The 18,671-nt window shown below is 71.3% G+C and carries 19 protein-coding genes; 4 read left to right on the top strand and 15 right to left on the bottom strand.

Going from position 1 to position 18,671, the window contains the following annotated elements:
* Positions 1-3 precede the first annotated feature (3 nt).
* Positions 4-600, bottom strand: coding sequence for a nitroreductase family protein (locus M6I34_RS13600; protein ID WP_272486217.1), 597 nt, complete (start codon positions 598-600; stop codon positions 4-6).
* Positions 601-776: 176 nt separating this feature from the next.
* Between M6I34_RS13600 and chrA the strand changes: the two genes are divergently transcribed.
* Together chrA and M6I34_RS13590 are read left to right on the top strand one after the other, a co-directional pair.
* Positions 777-2,078 carry a chromate efflux transporter gene (gene chrA, locus M6I34_RS13595; RefSeq protein WP_418953558.1) on the top strand — a complete coding sequence of 434 codons (1,302 nt, stop codon included), beginning with the start codon at positions 777-779 and terminating at the stop codon, positions 2,076-2,078.
* Between the two features lie 43 nt (positions 2,079-2,121).
* Positions 2,122-2,541 carry an acyl-CoA thioesterase gene (locus M6I34_RS13590; RefSeq protein ID WP_272486215.1) on the top strand — a complete coding sequence of 140 codons (420 nt, stop codon included), beginning with the start codon at positions 2,122-2,124 and terminating at the stop codon, positions 2,539-2,541.
* A 1-nt stretch (position 2,542) separates the two neighbouring features.
* Here M6I34_RS13590 and M6I34_RS13585 read toward each other — a convergent pair whose 3' ends face one another.
* The 3 genes from M6I34_RS13585 to M6I34_RS13575 are packed head-to-tail and all read right to left on the bottom strand — an operon-like array spanning position 2,543 to position 6,479.
* Entirely contained in the window at positions 2,543-3,964 is a 1,422-nt protein-coding gene (locus tag M6I34_RS13585) for an MFS transporter (protein WP_272486214.1), read from the bottom strand.
* Entirely contained in the window at positions 3,961-5,406 is a 1,446-nt protein-coding gene (locus M6I34_RS13580) for an aldehyde dehydrogenase family protein (RefSeq protein WP_272486213.1), read from the bottom strand. Before M6I34_RS13580 ends, M6I34_RS13585 begins: the two co-directional genes overlap by 4 nt.
* Positions 5,407-5,441: 35 nt before the next feature.
* Positions 5,442-6,479, bottom strand: a complete 1,038-nt coding sequence (locus tag M6I34_RS13575) for an NnrS family protein (RefSeq protein ID WP_272486212.1) — start codon at positions 6,477-6,479, stop codon at positions 5,442-5,444.
* A 132-nt stretch (positions 6,480-6,611) separates the two neighbouring features.
* On the opposite strand from M6I34_RS13575, the gene M6I34_RS13570 reads away from it, so the two are divergent.
* Positions 6,612-7,847: an NnrS family protein gene (locus M6I34_RS13570; RefSeq protein ID WP_272486211.1), complete on the top strand. Its 1,236-nt coding sequence runs from the start codon at positions 6,612-6,614 to the stop codon at positions 7,845-7,847.
* Positions 7,848-7,860: 13 nt separating this feature from the next.
* Here M6I34_RS13570 and M6I34_RS13565 read toward each other — a convergent pair whose 3' ends face one another.
* From M6I34_RS13565 to M6I34_RS13520, 10 genes are all read right to left on the bottom strand, one after another.
* The gene (locus M6I34_RS13565) at positions 7,861-8,634 is read right to left on the bottom strand and encodes a dioxygenase family protein (RefSeq protein ID WP_272486210.1); all 774 of its coding nucleotides are present in this window, start codon (positions 8,632-8,634) and stop codon (positions 7,861-7,863) included.
* Positions 8,635-8,683: 49 nt separating this feature from the next.
* Entirely contained in the window at positions 8,684-9,103 is a 420-nt protein-coding gene (locus M6I34_RS13560) for an Hsp20/alpha crystallin family protein (RefSeq protein WP_272486209.1), read from the bottom strand.
* Positions 9,104-9,370: 267 nt separating this feature from the next.
* Positions 9,371-9,961 (bottom strand): malonic semialdehyde reductase, encoded by a 591-nt coding sequence (locus tag M6I34_RS13555; RefSeq protein ID WP_272486208.1) that lies wholly within the window; start codon positions 9,959-9,961, stop codon positions 9,371-9,373.
* A 108-nt stretch (positions 9,962-10,069) separates the two neighbouring features.
* Entirely contained in the window at positions 10,070-11,035 is a 966-nt protein-coding gene (locus tag M6I34_RS13550; protein ID WP_272486207.1) for an amidohydrolase family protein, read from the bottom strand.
* Entirely contained in the window at positions 11,008-11,388 is a 381-nt protein-coding gene (locus M6I34_RS13545; protein ID WP_272486206.1) for a nuclear transport factor 2 family protein, read from the bottom strand. Before M6I34_RS13545 ends, M6I34_RS13550 begins: the two co-directional genes overlap by 28 nt.
* A gap of 31 nt (positions 11,389-11,419) precedes the next feature.
* The gene (locus M6I34_RS13540; protein ID WP_272486205.1) at positions 11,420-12,727 is read right to left on the bottom strand and encodes a TRAP transporter large permease; all 1,308 of its coding nucleotides are present in this window, start codon (positions 12,725-12,727) and stop codon (positions 11,420-11,422) included.
* A complete protein-coding gene (locus M6I34_RS13535; RefSeq protein ID WP_272486204.1) occupies positions 12,724-13,302 on the bottom strand; it encodes a TRAP transporter small permease subunit in 579 nt (192 codons plus the stop codon). The genes M6I34_RS13540 and M6I34_RS13535 overlap by 4 nt, the downstream gene beginning before the upstream one ends.
* A gap of 7 nt (positions 13,303-13,309) precedes the next feature.
* Complete coding sequence (locus M6I34_RS13530; RefSeq protein WP_272486203.1) at positions 13,310-14,419, bottom strand: C4-dicarboxylate TRAP transporter substrate-binding protein; 1,110 nt, start codon at positions 14,417-14,419, stop codon at positions 13,310-13,312.
* Positions 14,420-14,461: 42 nt separating this feature from the next.
* Entirely contained in the window at positions 14,462-15,388 is a 927-nt protein-coding gene (locus M6I34_RS13525) for an NAD(P)-dependent oxidoreductase (protein WP_272486202.1), read from the bottom strand.
* Entirely contained in the window at positions 15,388-16,770 is a 1,383-nt protein-coding gene (locus M6I34_RS13520; RefSeq protein ID WP_272486201.1) for an amidohydrolase family protein, read from the bottom strand. Before M6I34_RS13520 ends, M6I34_RS13525 begins: the two co-directional genes overlap by 1 nt.
* 88 nt (positions 16,771-16,858) lie before the next feature.
* Here M6I34_RS13520 and M6I34_RS13515 point away from each other — a divergent pair, with 88 nt between their 5' ends.
* Positions 16,859-17,773, top strand: a complete 915-nt coding sequence (locus M6I34_RS13515; RefSeq protein ID WP_272486200.1) for a LysR family transcriptional regulator — start codon at positions 16,859-16,861, stop codon at positions 17,771-17,773.
* 25 nt (positions 17,774-17,798) lie between these two features.
* On the opposite strand, the gene M6I34_RS13510 is transcribed toward M6I34_RS13515, so the two are convergent.
* Entirely contained in the window at positions 17,799-18,656 is an 858-nt protein-coding gene (locus tag M6I34_RS13510; protein ID WP_272486199.1) for an intradiol ring-cleavage dioxygenase, read from the bottom strand.
* Positions 18,657-18,671: the final 15 nt, after the last annotated feature.

The raw sequence follows: 18,671 nt of genomic DNA, 5'->3' as shown, positions 1-18,671 counted from the left end.
GGATCAGCCGCGGCGATCCCAGTCCCGCAGCACCCGCTCGGGCTCGTCGTCGCCTCGCGGCTTCGCCGCCGCTGCGGGCGTGCCGATCGCGATCCATCCGACCAGCGTCTCGCCGGGTTCGCACAGCGCCGCGGCGATCGCGGGATCGGAGGCCTTGCGGCCGCTCAGCATCTTGGCGCCGAAGCCCATCAGGTGCAGCGCGTTCATGAAGTTCGCGAGCGCGCCGCCCACCGCGATCCACTGTTCGTGGGGCGGCACCTCGGGCAGCCCGGGGTCGATCCTCGCCGCCAGCGCGACCAGCACCGGGCCGTTGTAGGCCCGCCCGGACTCTTCGCGCAGCTCCGCCGGAGACTTGCCGCTGCGGCGCGCGAAATCCTCGAACAGCGCCGCGAGCTCGTCGCGACGGGCGTCGGGCACCACGATGAATCGCGCCGGCGCGAGTTGCCTGTGGTCGGGCGCGCGCAACGCCGCCCGCGCGGCGAGCCGCAGCTGCGCCGCGCCGGGGCCCGGCGCGACGAGGTGCTTCGGGCCGATCGAATGGCGACTCAGCAGGTGCCCGAGCACGTCTTCGGGATCGGGGGCGAGGCCAGGCTCTTGCATCCGTTTCTCGGTAGTCGTCGGGATTGGCGGTCGCCGACGGGCTGGGGCTCGTCGACGGGTGCACTCTATCGCAGCGTCGATCCGCCCGCGACGCCTTACACTCGCGGCTGACCGCGGCGGCGATCGGCCGCCACGCCCACCGGTTACCGAGGCCAGCACCGATGCAATCCCCGCCGATGCCGCCCGCACCCGACGCCGGACAGTCCCGCCGGGAAGATGCCGGGCAGTCCCGTCGCGACGATGCCGGGCAGCCCCGCCCACACGGCGCCGGCCGGCGCGCCGTCGAGGTCTTCCTCGCCTTCCTGCGCCTCGGGCTGAGCTCATTCGGCGGGCCGGTCGCGCACCTCGGCTATTTCCGCACCGAGTTCGTCGAGCGCCGGCGCTGGCTCGACGACCGGGACTACTCGGACCTGGTCGCGCTGTGCCAGTTCCTGCCCGGCCCGGCGAGCAGCCAGGTCGGCATCGGGCTCGGCCTGTCGCGGGCGGGCTGGGCCGGCGCGCTCGCGGCCTGGTGCGGCTTCACCTTGCCGTCGGCCTTCGCGTTGGTCCTGTTCGCCTGGGGGATCGGCCACTACGCCGGGCTCGCGGCCTCCGGGGCGGTGCACGGTCTGAAGGTGGTGGCGGTCGCCGTCGTCGCGCAGGCGGTCTGGGGCATGTCGCGCTCGCTGTGTCCGGACAGGCCGCGTGCCGCGATCGCGATCGGCGCGGCGCTGCTGACGCTGCTGCTGCCGACCGCGCTCGCGCAGGTAGGGGCGATCGTCGTGGCCGGCCTCGTCGGCTGGCGCTGGCTGGCGCTGCCGGCGGCCGCGCCGGCCGGGCATCGCGGCTACGGCGTGTCGGCGCGCGCCGGAGCGATCGCGATCGCGATCTTCCTGGCGCTGCTCGTCGCGCTGCCGGTCTGGGCGGCCGCCTCGGGCTCGGCCTTCGTCGCGCTGCTCGATGGGTTCTACCGGGCCGGCGCGCTGGTGTTCGGCGGCGGCCACGTCGTGCTGCCGCTGCTGCAGTCGGCCGTCGTACCGGCCGGTTTCGCCGACGCGGAGACCTTCATCGCCGGCTACGGCGCCGCACAGGCGGTGCCCGGTCCGCTGTTCACCTTCGCCGCCTTCCTCGGCACCGTGGCCCAGGCGCCGGACGCCGCTTCGGCCGGCTGGGGCGCAGGATGGATCGGCGGCTGGCGCGGCGGCCTCGCGATGCTGGTCGCGATCTTCGTGCCGGCCTTCCTGCTGGTGGTGGGCGCCCTGCCGTTCTGGGAGGCGATGCGCCGCCGCCCGGGGATCCAGTCGACGATGGCCGGCATCAACGCGGGCGTGGTCGGCATCCTGCTCGCTGCCCTGTACGACCCGGTCTGGACCTCGGCGATCCGCTCGCGCGAGGACTTCGCGCTGGCGCTCGCCGCGTTCGGGCTGCTGGTGTGGGCGAAGGCCTCGCCGCTGCTCGTCGTCGCGCTGGCCGCCGCGGGCGGCTGGCTGATCGGCTGATTCCGCGATAATCCCGGGCTTTCGACCTTCGCAGGACCACCCGATGAGCAAGACCACCGTGCTGGAGATCGACGTCCGCTTCGGCCACTGCGACCCGGCTGGCATCGTCTTCTTCCCGAACTTCCATCGCTGGATGGACGCCGCCTCGCTGCACTTCTTCATGCAGTGCGGCGTGCCGCCCTGGCGCGAGATGACCGCGATCAACGGCATCGTCGGCACGCCGCTGCTCGAGCACCACACCCGCTTCGTCAAGTCGGTGACCTACGGCCAGCGGATCACGATCCACACCTCGATCGAGGAGTGGCGGAACAAGGTCTTCCTTCAGAAGCACCGCATCACGCGCGGCGAGGACCTGATCTGCGAGAGCGTCGAGACGCGCGCATTCGTGATACGCGACCCGCAGGATCCGCAGCGCCTGCGCGCGGTCCCGGTGCCCGAGGACATCCGGGCGCGCTGCGAGTAGCTCAGAAACGGACCGGCCTGACCCGCGTCGCGCAGAAGGCGCCGAAGCCGGCGAGCAGCGCGCAGGCCAGGAACACCCTGCGGAAGGCCGCCAGCACGAGCTGCGGATCGTGCTCGGCGACCACGCCGCGCAGGTCGCTGGAACCGAACGAGGCGAACAGCATCGCGCCGAATACCGCGGTGCCGGTGACCGAACCGATCGAGCGCGACAGCGAGGCGGTCGCGGTGGCGGCGCCGAGGCTCTGGCGGCCGGCGATCTCCTGCAGCGTCAACTGCGTGGTCGGCATCACCGTGCCGAAGCCCATGCCGCAGGCCAGGCCCAGCGGAACGATCCAGTCGGCCCGCGGGGGCAGCAGGGCCAGAATGGCCAGCGCGGCGCACGAGACCGACAGACCGGCGATCGGGATCGGCTGCGGCCTGCCGGTCGCGGCCACGATGCGTCCGGTCAGCGTGGACCCGGTCACCATGCCTGCGGTGAGCGGAAGGATCATCAGGCCCGAGCCGGTGACAGAGGAGCCCAGCCCCATCTGCAGGTAGACCGGCAGGTAGAAGACCATCGCGAACAGGCAGGACGCGAAGCAGACGACGGTGGTGACCAGCCAGGGCACGCCCGGCCGTCGCATCAGCTCCACCGGCAGGAAAGGCGCGGGCCGGCGGCGCTCGACGACGACCAGCGCGAGCCAGCAGCCGGCGCTCGCCGCGAGCAGCCCGAGGCTCGTGGCCGACAGCCAGGCGAAGCGGTGACCGGCGAAGCTCACCCAGACCAGCGTGCCGCAGACCGCGGAGGAGAACAGAAGCATGCCGGCGACGTCTGGCGATGGCGGCTTCGCGGGCGCCGGGTGCGCCGCCGGCAGCAGGCGGATGCGCCACAGCGCGAGCAGCGCGAGCGGCAGGTTCATCCAGAACAGCCAGCGCCAGTCGGCATGCTCGGTCACGTAGCTGCCGAAGACCGGACCGCCGATGCTGGCGAGCGAGAACAGCGCGGCGAACCAGCCCTGGAAGCGGGCGCGCTGCCGAGGTGGCACCAGCTCGCCGATCAACGCCTGCGAGCTGACCATCAGCCCGCCGCCGCCCAGCCCCTGCACGATCCGGGCAGCGATCAGCATCCCCATCGTGGGCGCCAGCGCCCCGGCAAGCGAGCCCGCGGCGAACACGGCGAGCGCGCCCAGCAGCACCTTGCGCCGGCCGATCCGGTCGCCCAGCCGGCCGTAGAAGGGCACCATGATCGTCGCGGCCAGCAGGTAGCCGACGGCGATCCACGAGGCGTCGCGCCAGCCGCCCAGCTCGCCGGCGATCGTGGGCAGCGCGGTGGCCAGCAGGGTCTGGTCGACTGCCGCCAGGAACATCGGCAGCATGACCGCCGAGAACAGGCGCAGGAAGTCCCCGAGCCGGACCGGCTCGGGGACCGCAGGCCCGGCGCTCAAGCGGCCGGAGCAGGCCGGTACTGCAGCGACTTGTACTCGAGGAACTCCTCGAGGCCGTAGACGCCGTTCTCGCGGCCGATGCCCGACTGCTTGAAGCCGCCGAAGGGCGCGGCCGGGTTCCAGACGCCGCCGTTGACGTCGACCTGGCCGGTGCGGATCCGGCGGGCGACCGCGGTCGCCCGCTCGTCGCTGCCGGCCCACACGCCGCCACCCAGCCCGTAGGCCGTGTCGTTGGCGATGCGGACCGCGTCGTCGTCGCCGTCGTGCGGAATCACCGTGAGCACCGGGCCGAAGATCTCCTCCTGGGCGATCGTGGCCCGCGAGTCGTTGACGCCAAAGACGGTCGGACGCACGTAGTAGCCGCCCTCGTAGCCTTCGGGAAGCTCCGGCGGCTCGGTGCCGCCGGTGACCAGCGTGCCGCCTTCGTCGATGCCTCGCTGAATGTAAGCGAGCACTCGCTGTTTCTGTGCGGCCGACACCAGGGGCCCGAGCATCGAGCCCTCGGCCAGCGCCGGGCCGACCGTGAAGCGCTCGGCCGCCTCCTTCGCGAGCGCCAGCGCTTCGGCGAACTTCGCGCGCGGCACGACCAGCCGGGTGTGGGCCGAGCAGGTCTGGCCGGAATTCAGGTAGCAGTTCCCGACGGTCGCCTTGACCGCCCGGGCGAGGTCGGCGTCGTCGAGCACCACCGCGGCCGACTTGCCGCCGAGCTCGAGCGCGACCTTGCGGATGCCCTGCGCGGCCAGCTCGCCGACCCGGCGGCCGGCCCGGGTGGAGCCGGTGAACGAAACCATGTCGACGTCGGGATGCCCGGCGATCACCTCGCCGACCACCGGCCCGAAGCCGGTCACCAGGTTGAAGACGCCGGCCGGCACCCCGGCCGCCTCGATCGCCTCGGCCAGGATGAAGGCGTTGATCGGGGCCACCTCGGAAGGCTTCAGCACGACCGTGCAGCCGGCAGCCATCGCCGCGGCGACCTTCAGCGTGATCTGGTTCAGCGGGAAGTTCCACGGCGTGATCGCACCGACCACGCCGACCGGCTCGCGAACCACCAGCGAATTGCCGACCCGCTGCTCGAACTCGAAGCTTGCGGCCATCTTCGCGTAGGCCGACCAGGCGGCCAGCGGGCCCGCGACCTGCACCCGCGAGGCCATTTTCAGCGGCATGCCGACCTCGGTGGCGATCGCGCGCGCCAGCTCGTCGGCGCGCGCCTTCAGCTCGGCCGCGACCCGGCCGATGATCTCGCTGCGCTCGGCCGGCGCGGTGGCCGCCCAGCCCTCGAAGGCGCGACGCGCGGCTGCGACCGCGGCCTTGGCGTCCTCGGCGTCGCCCTCGGGAATGGAGGCCCAGGGCTTGCCGGTGCTCGAATCGGTGACCTCGAGACGGCCCTGTCCGTGGGGCCGCACCCATTTGCCGTCGATGTACAGCGTGTCGCGAACGATCATTGCGCAGTCTCCCTGTCTGGCGAAAACCGTCATTGTCACCGAAGCGCGGCGCCGCCCAGTCCGCGCGCGGCGAGGCCGGCGAAAGCCAGGCTCCAGCCGCCCACCGCGAGCCAGGCGAGCGTGGCGAACGCGCCGGGCGGGGCGAAGGCGAGCGCGAAGCGCGCGACGACCGCCACGACCAGGGCCGCCGCGCCGACGCGTTCCGGCCATGCCGGCGGGCCGAGCGGCTCGGCGAGCATCCGGTTCATCATCGCCCAGGTCATCCCGCCGACCAGGCCGGCTGCCAGCGCGTGCGTGCCCGCTGCGGGAGGCGCCCACTCCCCTGCCGCGTCGACCAGCAGCCACACCGGCAGCCAGGCATAGGCGAACAGCATCGCGGCGAGCCGAAGGTCGGCGCGCATCCCGGCCAGCGGCCGCCAGCTCCACCACCGGTACAGGTTGGCGAGCGCCGCGAAGGCTGCGGCCAGGTCGGCGACCGCGGAATCGGGCATCGCGGCGCGCAGGCCGATCGCCGCGACCAGCGAACCGAGCGCGATCCGTTCGAGATCGGGCCGGATCCGCGCCGGGCGCCCCGGCACCCGCGCATTGACCAGTCCGGGAACGACCCGCCCGGCCAGCACGGCGATCAGGATCGACACCATCTCGAGCACCTGCAGCGGCGCGGCCACCGACAGCATCAGCACCAGCGGCGCCGCCGCGAACAGCAGGTTGCTGGGCGCGGGCGCGCGCATCGCCCGGCGGCCCAGCACGATCGCCGCGATGCCGAAGAAGAGCAGGTCCGCGAACTGCGCGTAGCGTGCGAGGTCGGGCGGCGACAGCGACAGCGCCCGGGCGGCCAGCCAGGCCGCGAGCAGCGACCAGGCGAGCGGACCGCGGTCGGCGGGCCAGCGCCTGAGCTGAGCGACCAGGAAGGCGACGATCACCGCCCCCGCGAAGCCCGAGACCATCGCGCGGGCGTGCCATTCGATCGTGCGGGCAGCGTCGGGCCAGCCCGCGGCATCGGGCCGGAACCACACGATCCCCGCCCACAGCGGCACGGCCAGCGCCGCCCAGAGCGCCGCGAGACGGTACATCGATCGCTCCTTCCCGCCCTTACGCGGTCTTTCTGCACAGAGCCTGCGCCAGCGCAAGGGTTGGCGCTTGCTGCCGGCGTGCCGGGGTCATAAGATTCATTGCATATTTATCTTAAAGCCCCGACGCCCACGATGCCGCCCCCGACCACCCTCGTCACGATCTCCGAAATCGAGGCACGCCGCCCCGGCGCGCGCTCCGGGAGTCGCCCCGAAGCGCCCCAGGGCTTCGCGCTCTTCGCCCTCGGATTCCGCCCACTGTACCTGCTGGCGGCGCTGTTCGCGGCGCTCGGCGTTCCGCTGTGGATCGCGCAGTTCGCCGGCCTGCTGCCCGGGCCGGCCTGGCTGCCGGCAATGCTCTGGCACGGCCACGAGATGGTCTTCGGCTTCGCGATCGCGGTGATCGCCGGCTTCCTGTTCACCGCCGGGCAGAACTGGACCGGCCTGCCGACGCCCAAGGGCTGGAAGCTCGCGGCGATCTGCCTGCTGTGGGTGGCCGCCCGCGTGGCCAACTACGCCGCGCCGCCACTGGTCGCGATGGCGCTCGACGCCGCTTTCCTGCTGTCGGTGATGGGGGCGCTGGCCTCGGTGCTCTGGCGCAGCGGCAACACGCGCAACCTGTTCGTGCTCGCCGTGCTCACCGCCTTCCTGGTCGCCAACACGCTGTTCCACCTGTCGCTGCCCGGCCGCCTGCCCTTCGACCCGCTGGTGCCGCTGCACTTCGCGATCTTCGTCGTCGTGATGCTCGAATCGGTGATCGCCGGCCGCGTGGTGCCGATGTTCACCGCCAACGCGCTGCCCGGCGTCAGGCAGTGGCGCAACGAGCAGCTCGACGCGCTCGCGATCGGCGCCACCGGCGCGGCGCTGCTGCTCGTGCTCGGCAAGGCGGGCGCCGGCCTGACCGCCGCTGCCTGCGCGATCGCCGCGGTGCTGCAAGCCGCGCGGCTGGCCGGCTGGAACCCCTGGGCCACGCGCCGCACTCCGCTGCTGTGGATCCTGCACGCGTCCTACGCGTGGATTCCGGTCGGCCTGGTTCTGCTGGCCTTCGCCGCGCTCGGCCGCGTTCCGGAGAGCGCCGGGCTGCATGCGCTGACGATCGGATCGATGGGCGGCCTGATCGTCGGCATGATTACCCGCACCGCGCTGGGCCACACCGGCCGGATGCTGGCGGCAGGTCGACCCGAGACCGCGATGTACGTACTGGTGCAGCTGGCCGTGATCCTGCGGCTCGCGCCGGTCCTGTTCGACGGGCTGCCGTGGATGGCCTTCGTCACGGCGGCGGCCTTGTGCTGGTCGGCCTGCTTCGCGATCTACCTGGTCACTTACGGACCGAGGCTGATGGCACCCCGGCTCGACGGCCGGCCGGGCTGAGCCCGGCGGCGCTTCAAGCCAGCACGATCTCGTAGTTCGCCAGCAGCGCTCCGGGCTCGATCCGGTCAGCCGGGTCGAAGCGCGCGATCAGGCGCTCGCGCTGCCGGGGGTCGCGCACCGAGTTCAGCAGGAAGTCGCCCGCGTTGCCCGGGTCGCCCGCCACGTAGAGCTGGGTGACGAGCTCCCGGCCGTCGGGCGTGCGGACGAAGAAATGGATGTGCGGCGTGCGGCCCGGATAGGGCGCCGGCCGGATCGTGCGGAAGGTCCAGCCGCCGTCGTCGCCGGTCCGGGTGCTGCCGCGCCCCTGGAAGCCGGGGTCGCGCCCGCCGCGGTCGCGCGGATGCCGATACACGCCCTTGGCGTCGCACTGCCAGATCTCGACGATCGCGTCCGGCAAGGGCGTGCCGTCGCGGTCGACGACGCGGCCGCGGACGTGCGCCACCTGCCCCAGCGCGCGGGCCGCTTCGCCGCGCACGATCACCAGATCGTTGTCGGCATCGCCGGACCAGTCGACCGGGTAGAAGGGCCCGAGGCTCTGGCGCGGCGTCACGATCCGCTGCCCGTCTGCACCGGAAGCCAGGGCGCGCAACGGCGTCCCGGCCGCCGCGCCGACGATCACTGCCGCGCCCAGGCCGCCGACCAGTTGCCGACGTGCGGCGAGCGGGCCGGCGGAGGGCGGCTGCGAAGAAATCGAATGCTCGCCGAGCGGGCGCTCGGCGAGGCGGGCGTCAGGCCGCGCGGGCGCGACGCCCCGGAAAAGCATCGGGGCGGTGGACTTTCTGCTCATGCTCCATGGTCAGCAGAAAAGCCCCCGCCTGACAAGCCCTGTGGGCTTCTTACTTGATCTCGAGCCGCTTGGCGGCGGGCGCCGCCTTCTTCGGCAGCGTGAGCTTCAGCACGCCGTTCTCGAAGTTGGCGCTGGCGCGCGACTCGTCGACCTCGGAAGCCAGCGTGAAACTGCGGGCCACCGCGCCGTAGTAGCGCTCGCTGCGCAGCACGCGCTCGCCTTCCTTCTGCTCGGACTCGCGCTTGACCTCGGCCGAGATCGACACGCGGTTGCCGTCGATCTGGACGTTGATGTCTTCCTTCTTCACGCCGGGCATCTCGGCCTGGACGCTGTAGTCGCCGTTGGACTCCTTGACCTCGACCTTGATCTCGAGCGCCTCGCCGCCCGGCGTGCGGATCGGCTGCAGCATGCCGCGGAAGAGTTCCGGGAACACTTCGGCGAACGGGTCGTAAACGGAAAGACGAGCCATGTCCTTTCTCCTTGCGAATGCTCTGATGCCTGGGAGGTTCGGGCGATCGCCGGGTTTTTCAAGACCCCGGTCCGCATCGTCCGGCAGCGATCAGATGCGTCCGCGCGCGGCGGATTTCAAGCCGGCTGCCGGAAGCCGCAATCTTGCGCCCGCAGGCGCCGGCCATGACTTGATCCACCTCAATCGCCCGGCGCTGCCACCAGCCGGCCGCTCGGTCGACCGGCTCGCGCGGCCCCGGCGGCGGCGAGCGGCGCCGCCGCCGCGCGCTCAGAGAATCCGGCAGGCTTCGTCGAAGTCGAAGCGCGGGCTGCGGGCGAACAGCTTCGCCGGGTCGCCATGGCCAATGCTGCAGAGGAAGTTCGAGCGGAAGCGGCCGTCGGGGAAGAACTCGGCGTCGACCTTCGCGTTGTCGAAGCCCGACATCGGCCCGACGTCCAGCCCGACCGCCCGCGCGGCCATCAGCAGGTAGGCGCCCTGCAGCGTGCCGTTGCGGAATGCCGCCGTCTCGCGCGCCGCGCGGTTGGCCTCGCCGGCGAACCAGTTCACCGCATCGGGGTTGTGCGGAAAGAGCTTCGGCAGGTGCTCGTGGAAATGCGTGTCATGGGCGACGATCGCCACCACCGGCGCTGCCATCGTCTTGTCCAGGTTGCCGGGCGACAGCGCGGGGCGCAGCCGCGCCTTGGCCTGCGCCGAGCGCAGGAACACGAAGCGGCCGGGCTGGCTGTTCGCCGACGTGGGCGCCATCTTCAGCAGGTCGTAGATCGCCCGCAGCTGCTCGTCCGAGACCGGCCGGTCGAGCCAGCCGTTCTGGGTGCGGGCTTCGCGGAACAGGGTGTCGAGGGACTTGTCGTCGATCATTTTGGGGGGAGGGAAGGGAGAAGGGAGAAGGGAGAAGGGGAAAGGGTATGCGCACCGGTGCGCTGGCCGCCGCGACGGCGCGAACCACGCCGGCGGGTCGGGTCACAGCTAGCTCTGGGTCAGGCGATACAGGCGCACCGCGTTGTCGTGGAAGATCGCGTGCTGCGCCGCGGCGTCCAGGCCGCTCAGCGCATCGCGCCAGGCATCGACCAGCTCCGCGTAGCCGGTCCAGAGCTTCTCGATCGGGAAGTTGCTGCCGAACAGGCAGCGCTCCGGGCCGAAGGCGTCGATCGTGGCCGCGGACACCGACTCGATCAGAACCGGGTCGAGGCGGTGCACGAAGGTGCCGAGCCCGGACAGCTTCACGTGCACGTTCGGCTCGGCGGCGAGCCGCTGCATGCCGTCGCGCCAGCGCGCGAAGCCCTCGTCGGACAGGTCCTCTGGCATGCCGGCGTGCATCAGCACCAGCGTGGCCTCGGGCACCGCCCTGGCCAGCGCGACGCAGTCGGCGAACTGCGACTCGAACACCTGCAACTCGAACAACAGGCCGCGGGCGGCCACCCGCGCCAGGCCGCGCCGCCACGCTGGGTCGTTCATGATGTCCGGCCGGGCGGCGAAACGGTAGAGCGGGTTCTCGTGCCAGTGCAGTTGCTGGCGGATGCCGCGCACCCTGCCCGCGGCGAGATGCCGGTCGAGCAGGTCGTCGAGATCCGGTCGCGCGAGGTCGGCAAAGGCCACGATCGCCGACGGATGGCCGCCGGCCCGGGACAGCGACTCGACCCACTCGACCTCGCCGACCTCTTCGCCCGGCGCCACGTTGACCTGCACGTAGACCGAGGCCACGACCCCGCTCGGCGCGGAGTCGACGCGGAACTCGCCGATCGTGTAGTCGCGCCGGATCGCCTCGTAGTGACCGAAGATGCGCGGCTGCATCGGGCCGTTGAGCCACGGCACCCGCTCGCGCAGCCACACGTGATGGTGGGCGTCGACGATCGGCCCGTCGTAGCGCCGGCCGGCCCGGGTTTCCACGCTGCGCTCCGCGTTGCTCAGGCCGGCACCGGCGTCGATTGCCACGACACCATCTGCCAGCCCTTCGGGCGGCGCGCCCAGACCTGCAGGTAGCGGGCGTTGACCTGCTTCGGATTGCCCTTGACCACCACGTCGATGCGGATCTCGCCGTTCACCAGCACCACGTCGCCGAGCACCCGGTGCTCGCGCTTGATGCCGGTGAGGCCCTTGTAGACGTAGTGACCGTTGCGCAGCCGCTCCATGTACAACTTGCGGTCTTCCTCGGTCGCGCTCGAGTGCACGTAGAGCAGGTCGTCGCCGATCAGGTCCTCGATCGCGTCGAAGTCGCCCGACACCAGCGCCGCCGACCGGCGGGCCTCCCGCGCTTCGATCTCGGCGATGACGGTCTTGTCGTCCATGGTTCTCTCTCGGAAAGGTTGGGGAAATTCTCTACAGGTAGGCCAGCCAGGTGGCCAGCGACGGAAACGCCACGATCAGGCCGAGCACCGCGAGCATGCACAGCACGAAGGGCGCGGTCCCGATGAAGATGTCGCGGATGCCGATGCTCGAGCCCCTCAGCGTGGCCTGCACCGTGTAGGCCGACAGCCCGAAGGGTGGCGTGAGCAGGCCGATCTCGACCGCCACCACGGTGATGACGCCGAACCAGATGATGTCCATGCCGAAGTCGCGCGCGATCGGAAGCACGATCGGCAGCACGATCAGCATGATCGAGATCGAGTCGATGATGCAGCCGAGCAGCAGCACGACGCCGATGTAGGCGATCACGAAGCCGGTGGGCCCCAGGCCCAGGTCGACGATCGAGGTGCCGATCGCCGCCGGGATGCCGCTCAGCGCCAGCATCCGCGAGTACAGGCTCGCCGCCACGATCAGGAACAGCACCGACACCGACACATGGCCGGTCTCGATCAGCGTCTGCCAGAGCTTGCGACCGTCGAGCCGCCGCCTGGCCACCGCGATCAGCAGCGCGCCGAGCGCGCCGACGGCGCCCGCCTCGGTCGGCGTGAAGATGCCGCCGTACAGGCCGCCGAGCACCAGCACGACCAGCCCGACCACCGGCGCGCCCTTCGCGAGCGTGCGCGCCAGCGGCTCGGGCTCGATCGCGACCGCGTCGGTGCGGCCGACGAAACCCGGGGTGAAGATCGCCATCAGCACGATCATCAGCGAGAACGCGAGGCCCAGGATCAGCCCCGGCACGACGCCGGCCATGAACATCCGGCCCACCGACTCCTCGGCGAGCACGCCGTAGACGATGAACAGCAGCGATGGCGGGATCAGCATGCCGAGCACCGAGCTGCCGGTGACCGTGCCCACCGCGAAGCGGCCGGTGTAGCCGTGCCGGACCATCTCCGGCACCGCCACCTTGGTGAACACCGAGGCCGACGCGATCGAGATGCCGGTGATCGCGGCGAACACCGCGTTGGCGGCCACCGTGGCCACGCCGAGCCCGCCGCGCAGGCGGGCGAAGACCCGCTGGGCGACGTCGAAGGTGTCGCGGCCGAGCTGCGAGACCGAGACCAGGATGCCCATCAGCACGAACAGCGGCACCACGCCGAACAGGTGCTCGCGGATCGAGTCGCTCGCCGCCGCGCCGATCATCCTGGCCGCAAGCTCCGGGCTCTTGAGCAGCCAGATCCCGACGAAGGACACCGCCATCAGCGCGATGCCGATGTGCATGCCGAAGTAGACGGCGAGCAGCATCAGCACGATCGCGACCGCGCCGATCTCGATGCCGGTCATCGGCGCGCCCTCCCGGCCTCGTGGCCGAGCGCGATGCGGGCGTCCTCGACCACCACGACCAGGTACTGCAGCAAGGTGAGGCCCGCGCCCAGCACGATGCACAGCCGCATCGGCCACATCGGCGCGGTGAAGATCCCCTCCACGCCCATGAACTCGTCGGTGGTCCAGGCGTAGACCAGCTTGGGCCAGGCCGCGTAGACCAGCACGCCGCAGACGAAGGCGCCGACGAGTCCGAAGACCGCGTGCAGCGCATGGCCGGCCGCCGGTCGGCGCTCGGTGAACGGGCCGATGAACAGGTCGGCGCGCGACATCCGGCCGTGCCGCAGCGTGCTCGCGAGCTGCGTGAACACGATCATGATCACCGACGCGCCGACCATCTCCGACACGCCGTCGATCGGATGGTCGAGCAGGTTGCGCGAGGCCACGTCGGCCACGACCAGCAGCATGACCAGGAAGATCAGCACGCCGCCGACGGCGTTGAAGCCGTCGACGACGCGGCCGAAGGCCGTGGCCGGCGCCGCCGGACGGGGCGCGAAATCGTCGTCCGGGTCCGGCCGCAGGGAATCGCCCGCCACCGGCGCCTCAGATGCCCTTGGACCAGTCGCGCGCGGGCTTGACTCCGCCGGCCTTCAACCCGTCCATCCAGGTCTTGACGATCTGCTTGCCCGGGAGCTTGCGGCCCTCCATCTGCTTCGCCCAGTCGGCCGCCAGGTCGGGCAGGCCGTCGACCCACTTCTGGCGTTCCGCGTCGGGCAGCACGGTGAGCTTGACCGGCGTGGACTGCGAGGCGCCGACCTCGACCATCTTCTGGATGGCCGCCTGGTGGCGCTTCATCAGCTCCGCGCCCAGCGCCTTCGAATACTCCTTGCCGACGTCCTTCAGGATCTTCTGCAGCTCGGGCGGCAGGCCCTGGAAGACGTCCTTGTTGACCGCGATGCCGCCGTTGTAGACCGCCCCGGCATTGACCTTGGTGATGTACGGCGCCACCTCGTAGATCTTGTTCGGCAGGATGCCGGTGGCGATCGAGATCGTGCCGTCCGACACGCCGGTCTGGATGTCGGTGTAGTAGCTGGTCAGCGAGCCGCCCACCGGCGTGGCGCCGGTGCCGCGCAGGAAGTTGGCCAGCGCGCCGGGCGCGGAGATCTTCTTGCCCTCGAGGTCGGAAAGCTTCGCGATCGGGAAGCGGGTGAACAGGTCGTAGGTGTCGACGCCGCTCGCGCCGAGGTAGACCACGCCGTTGCGCTCCCACTCGGCCTTCAGCGCGGGGATGCCCTCGTTCATCTCGTTGGCGAGCTTCAGCATGAGCGGCAGGTCGTCGGTGGTGAAGGGCATCACCGTGGCGAACTGCGCGAGCGGCATCTTGGCGGTCTCGAGGTTCGCGAACACCCAGCCGATCTCGGCCACGCCCTCGCCGATCGAGCTGAGCGTGGCGTTCATCTTGTAGAGCTGGCCGCCGAAGGCCTCCTTCCACTCGATCTTGACCTTGTTGCCGAGCGCGGCCTCGAGCCGCTTGTCGATCTCGGGCCTCATCACGCTCGACATGAAGCCCACCCAGGGCAGCGTGGCCGGGTGGCTCGACGCGAGGGTGAGCTTGATGACCTTCTGCGCGTGGGCCGGACGGACGCCTGCGCCGACCAGGGCGGCCGCGCCGCCGACACGAGTGGCATTCCCGATGAATTCCCTGCGTTTCATGATGTCTCCTTGGGTTCGTTGTCGGGCAGTCGCCCTTCTGCTTCAGGAAAGTGTCGCGGCGCCGGGGCCGCCATCCAGCCCCGCCATCCGCTCCGCCAACTTCACCGTGGCGATGTAGTCGTCGTCGCCCGCCCCGGTGGCCACCAGCGCCTCGTAGAGCTGCCGCATCTGCGCGGCCAGCGGCGCCGGCACGCCGTACTGCGCGCAGGCGCCGAGGATCAGGTCGAGGTCCTTGACCATCTGCCGGCAGGAGAAGGTCGACGAGTAGTCGCGGTTCTTCAGCGGCGGGACCTTGTAGTTGACCATCGGCGAGCCGACCGCGCTCTGGCCGACCACATCGAGCATCTGCGACCAGTCGAGCCCGCCCTTCTCGCCGAGCACCAGCGCTTCGGCCATCATGCCGGCCGACACCGCGATCATCAGGTTGAGCACCAGCTTCATCGTGCGCGCCTGCTCGGCGTCGCCGACGCGGAACACGCGGCTGCCGAAGCAGCCCAGCAGAGGCTCGACGCGCGCGCATGCCGCGGGCGCGCCCGACATGAACACGGTCAGGCCAGCCGCCTGCGCGACCACCGGGTTGCCCGACACGGCCGATCGGACGTATTCGATCCCGCGCGCGGCGGCCGCCTGCGCCACCTCGGCCGACACGCCGGGCGACACGGTGCTGGTGTCGACGAAGACCGCGCCGGGCGCCATCGCCGCCAGCAGGGCGCCGGCGCCGGTCGCGACCTCGCGCAGCGCCGCATCGTTGGGCAGGCAGCTGACGACGACCTCGGCCTCGCGGGCGGCATCGGCCACCGAAGCCGCGCCCGCGCCGCCGGCCGCCGCCAGCGCGGCCACGGCCGCCGGCGCCGGATCGAAGCCGCGGACCGCGTGGCCGGCGCGCACCAGGTGCGAGGCCATCGGCAGCCCCATCTTTCCGATCCCTATCCAGCCGACCCGCATCGTCGTCTTCCCCGTGAGCTGCATCAGTGTGCCGCCTCGGCCTGTCTCGCGCCCGCGCCCGACAGCCGGCCGAGGATGCGCTCCCCGGAGGCTGCCAGCTCGGCGAGCCGGGCCCGGACCCCCGGATAGGCCAGCCGGTGGTCGCGCTTGGCCCAGTGCCCGGCGATCATCACCGCCTCGACGTCGCCGGGGCCGGCCTGCAGCACCACGCTGGCCACGGGGTCGTGCACCGGCTGCATGCCGATCGAGCGGGCATCGACGACCACCAGGTCGGCCTGCTTGCCGACGGTCAGCGAGCCCAGCCGGTGCTGCTGACCCAGCATCCGCGCCCCCTCGATCGTGATCCAGGCGAGCGCCTCGGACACCGGCACCGTGCTGGTGGCGGGCAATTCTCCGGTGCGCGCGCGCGCGGCCTCGTTGTCGCGCGCCCGCTGCAGCGCGAGCGCCACGCGCGCCGCGCCGAGCATGTCGCCGCCGAACACCGACTCCAGGTCGCTGCCGAGCGAGGGCCGCGCGCCGAGCTCGCGCAGGCGGCCGATGATCGGGAAGCCGTGGCCCTGCGTCGCCTCGCCCTCGGGCGTGACCGAGAAGCTGACGCCGGCCTCGACCATGCGCCGAAGCTGCGCGTCGCCAAGGTCGTTGCCGTGGACCACGTTGGTCCGGGCGTCGAGCAGGCCGGCGTCGGCGAGCCGGTCCCAGCCGTCGGGGCAGCGCGGCGCGAGGCCCGCGCAGTGCATCGACTTCAGCAGGTCGTACTCGCGGGCCAGCTCGAAGTCGGCACGGGTCACTTCCCAGGTGGAGTAATGCGGACCGAGGATCGCCATGCCGAGGGTGACGAGCGCGTCGTCGCCGGACAGCCGGCCGGCGCGCAGCCGCTCGATCTCGGCGCGCGGGTGCGGCAGCTCCCAGAACGGCCGCTGGCCCGGTTTCGGATCGGGCTTGGGCGAGCCGTGCATGAACACCGCTCTTATCCCCGACTCGGCCAGCCCCTCGATCGCCGCGTCGGTGTGCTCGGGCGTGGGGTTGTTGTGACACCAGTCGACCAGCGTGGTCGTGCCGCAGTTGATCTGGTTCAGCGCGCCGGCCAGCGTGGCGACGTTGATGTCCTCGGGCCCGAAGAAGGTCGCCAGCCCGGCGTGCATGCTGCGAAAGTACTCGGGCAGGGTCCAGTTGGCGGCCGCGCCGCGCAGCCCGGTCTGCCAGGTGTGGAGGTGGGCGTTGATCAGGCCCGGGATCACGATGCGGCCGGCGCAGTCGACGACCTGCGCGTCGGGCTCGTCGATGCGGTGCGCGATCGCGGCGATCCGGTCGCCATGAACCAGCAGGTCGGCGTTGTCGATGACGCCGAGCCGCTCGTCCATCGTGACGAGCGTTGCGCACTTGAGCAGGATGCGGCGGCCTTTCATCGCATGCAATGTAGACTCGAAAGCCGGCCGCGAAGAACCGCCCGGGCCGAAATCACCTTTTCACGACGGAAAGACTCGACGCCTCGCGATGGACCGCTGGACCGAAGTCGAACTGTTCATCCAGATCGCCGAACAGGGCAGCCTGTCGCGCGCCGCCGAGGCCGTCGGCGTGTCGAACGCGACCGCCAGCCGGCTGCTCGCCGGGCTCGAGGAACGGCTGGCCGCGCGGCTTGTGCAGCGCAATACGCGCCGGCTCTACCTGACCGACATCGGCCAGGACTTCTACCGCCGCTGCAAGGCGATCGCCGGCGACATGGCGGAGGCGGAGGCGGCGGTCAACGCCGCCTCGGTCAACCCGTCGGGCACGCTGACGGTCACCGCGTCGCTGTCCTGCTGCCTGGAGCACGTGGTGCCGCTGCTGCCCGAGTTCCACCGCCGCTATCCGGACATCACGGTGCAGATCGTCGCGGCCAACCGCTACTACGACATCATCGACAACAACGTCGACCTCGCGATCCGCACCCGCGAGTACGAGGCCGACTCGAACATCACGATCCGGCGCCTGGCCGAGATGCGGCGGATCCTCGCGGCCTCGCCCGAATACCTGGCCCGCAACGGCGTGCCGGCCGCGCCCGAAGACCTGGCCGACCACCGCATGCTGGTCTACACCTACGCGAACCGGCCCGACGAGCTGCGCTTCACGCGCCGGGGCCGCACGCAGTCGGTGAGGATCCAGCCCTTCCTGGAGGCCAACGACGGGCAGATCCTGCGCAACGCGGCGCTCGACGGGCTCGGCATCCTGATCCAGCCCAGCTACATCGTTCACGACGACGTCGTCGCGGGCCGGCTGGTGCCGGTGCTGGGCGACTACGAGCTGCCGCGGCTGATGATGAACATCGCCTACCCGAGCCGCCGGCACCTGCCGGCGAAGGTTCGCGCGTTCATCGACTTCCTGGTCGAGGACTTCAGGAAGAACGAGTACGAGCGGCGCTGGCTGCTGTGAGCCAGCGCCGGCGCTGCGGCGCCGCTCAGGCCGGGGCCAGCGCGAAGTCGTAGCGGGCCGTGGAGAACGCCACCTCGCTGCGGCCGCCGTCCGGCGTGGCGCCGGGCGGATGGTCGACGAAGTCCACCACCAGCGAGTCCTTGACGCCGAACACCGCATCCGAGTCGAGATAGGCATCGCCCTTCACGAAGATGTGCGTGGTCAGCGTCTTGTGGCCCGGGTGCGAGATCATCGTGTGGATGTGCGCCGGCCGCCACGGGTGCCTGCCCATCTTGCGCAGCATCTTGCCGACCGGGCCGTCGTCGGGGATCGGGTAGCTCACCGGCTGCACCGTGCGAAACGCGTAGCGGCCCTCGGCATCGGTCGTGATCCGGCCGCGGCCGTACATGCCGCCCTCGCGCTTCTGCACGTCGTACAGGCCCTCGACGCCGTCGGTCTGCCAGACGTCGATCACCGCGCCCTCGACGGGCCGGCCCGCGGTGTCGCGCACCGTGCCCGACACGAAGCAGGGCTTGCCCGGCATGCCCTCGGACACGTTCGCCCAGTGCGGCAAGGCCGGCGCCCCTTCGACGAAGAAGGGCCCGAAGACGGTGGTGTCGGTCGCGCCGGCCGGGTAGCGATGGTTGATCGCGTCGACCAGCATCGACAGGCCCAGCGTGTCCGACAGCAGGATGAACTCCTGGCGCTTGTCGTCGCACATCTGCCCGGTGGCGGTCAGGAAGCGGATGCCCTCGAACCACTCTTCCTCGGTCAGCTCGACCTCGCGCGCGAAGTCGTGCAGGTGCCGGATCAGGCTGGTCATGATCTGCCTGAAGCGCGGGCTCTCGCAGCCTTCCATCCGCGCGATCACCGCATCGGTCAGGTTCGACTCGTCGAAGTTCATGAGTGTCTCCTCCCC

The sequence above is a fragment of the Zeimonas sediminis genome, from assembly GCF_023721795.1.
GTDB lineage: Bacteria > Pseudomonadota > Gammaproteobacteria > Burkholderiales > Burkholderiaceae_E > Zeimonas > Zeimonas sediminis.
This window is presented reverse-complemented; position numbering and strand designations above follow the sequence as displayed.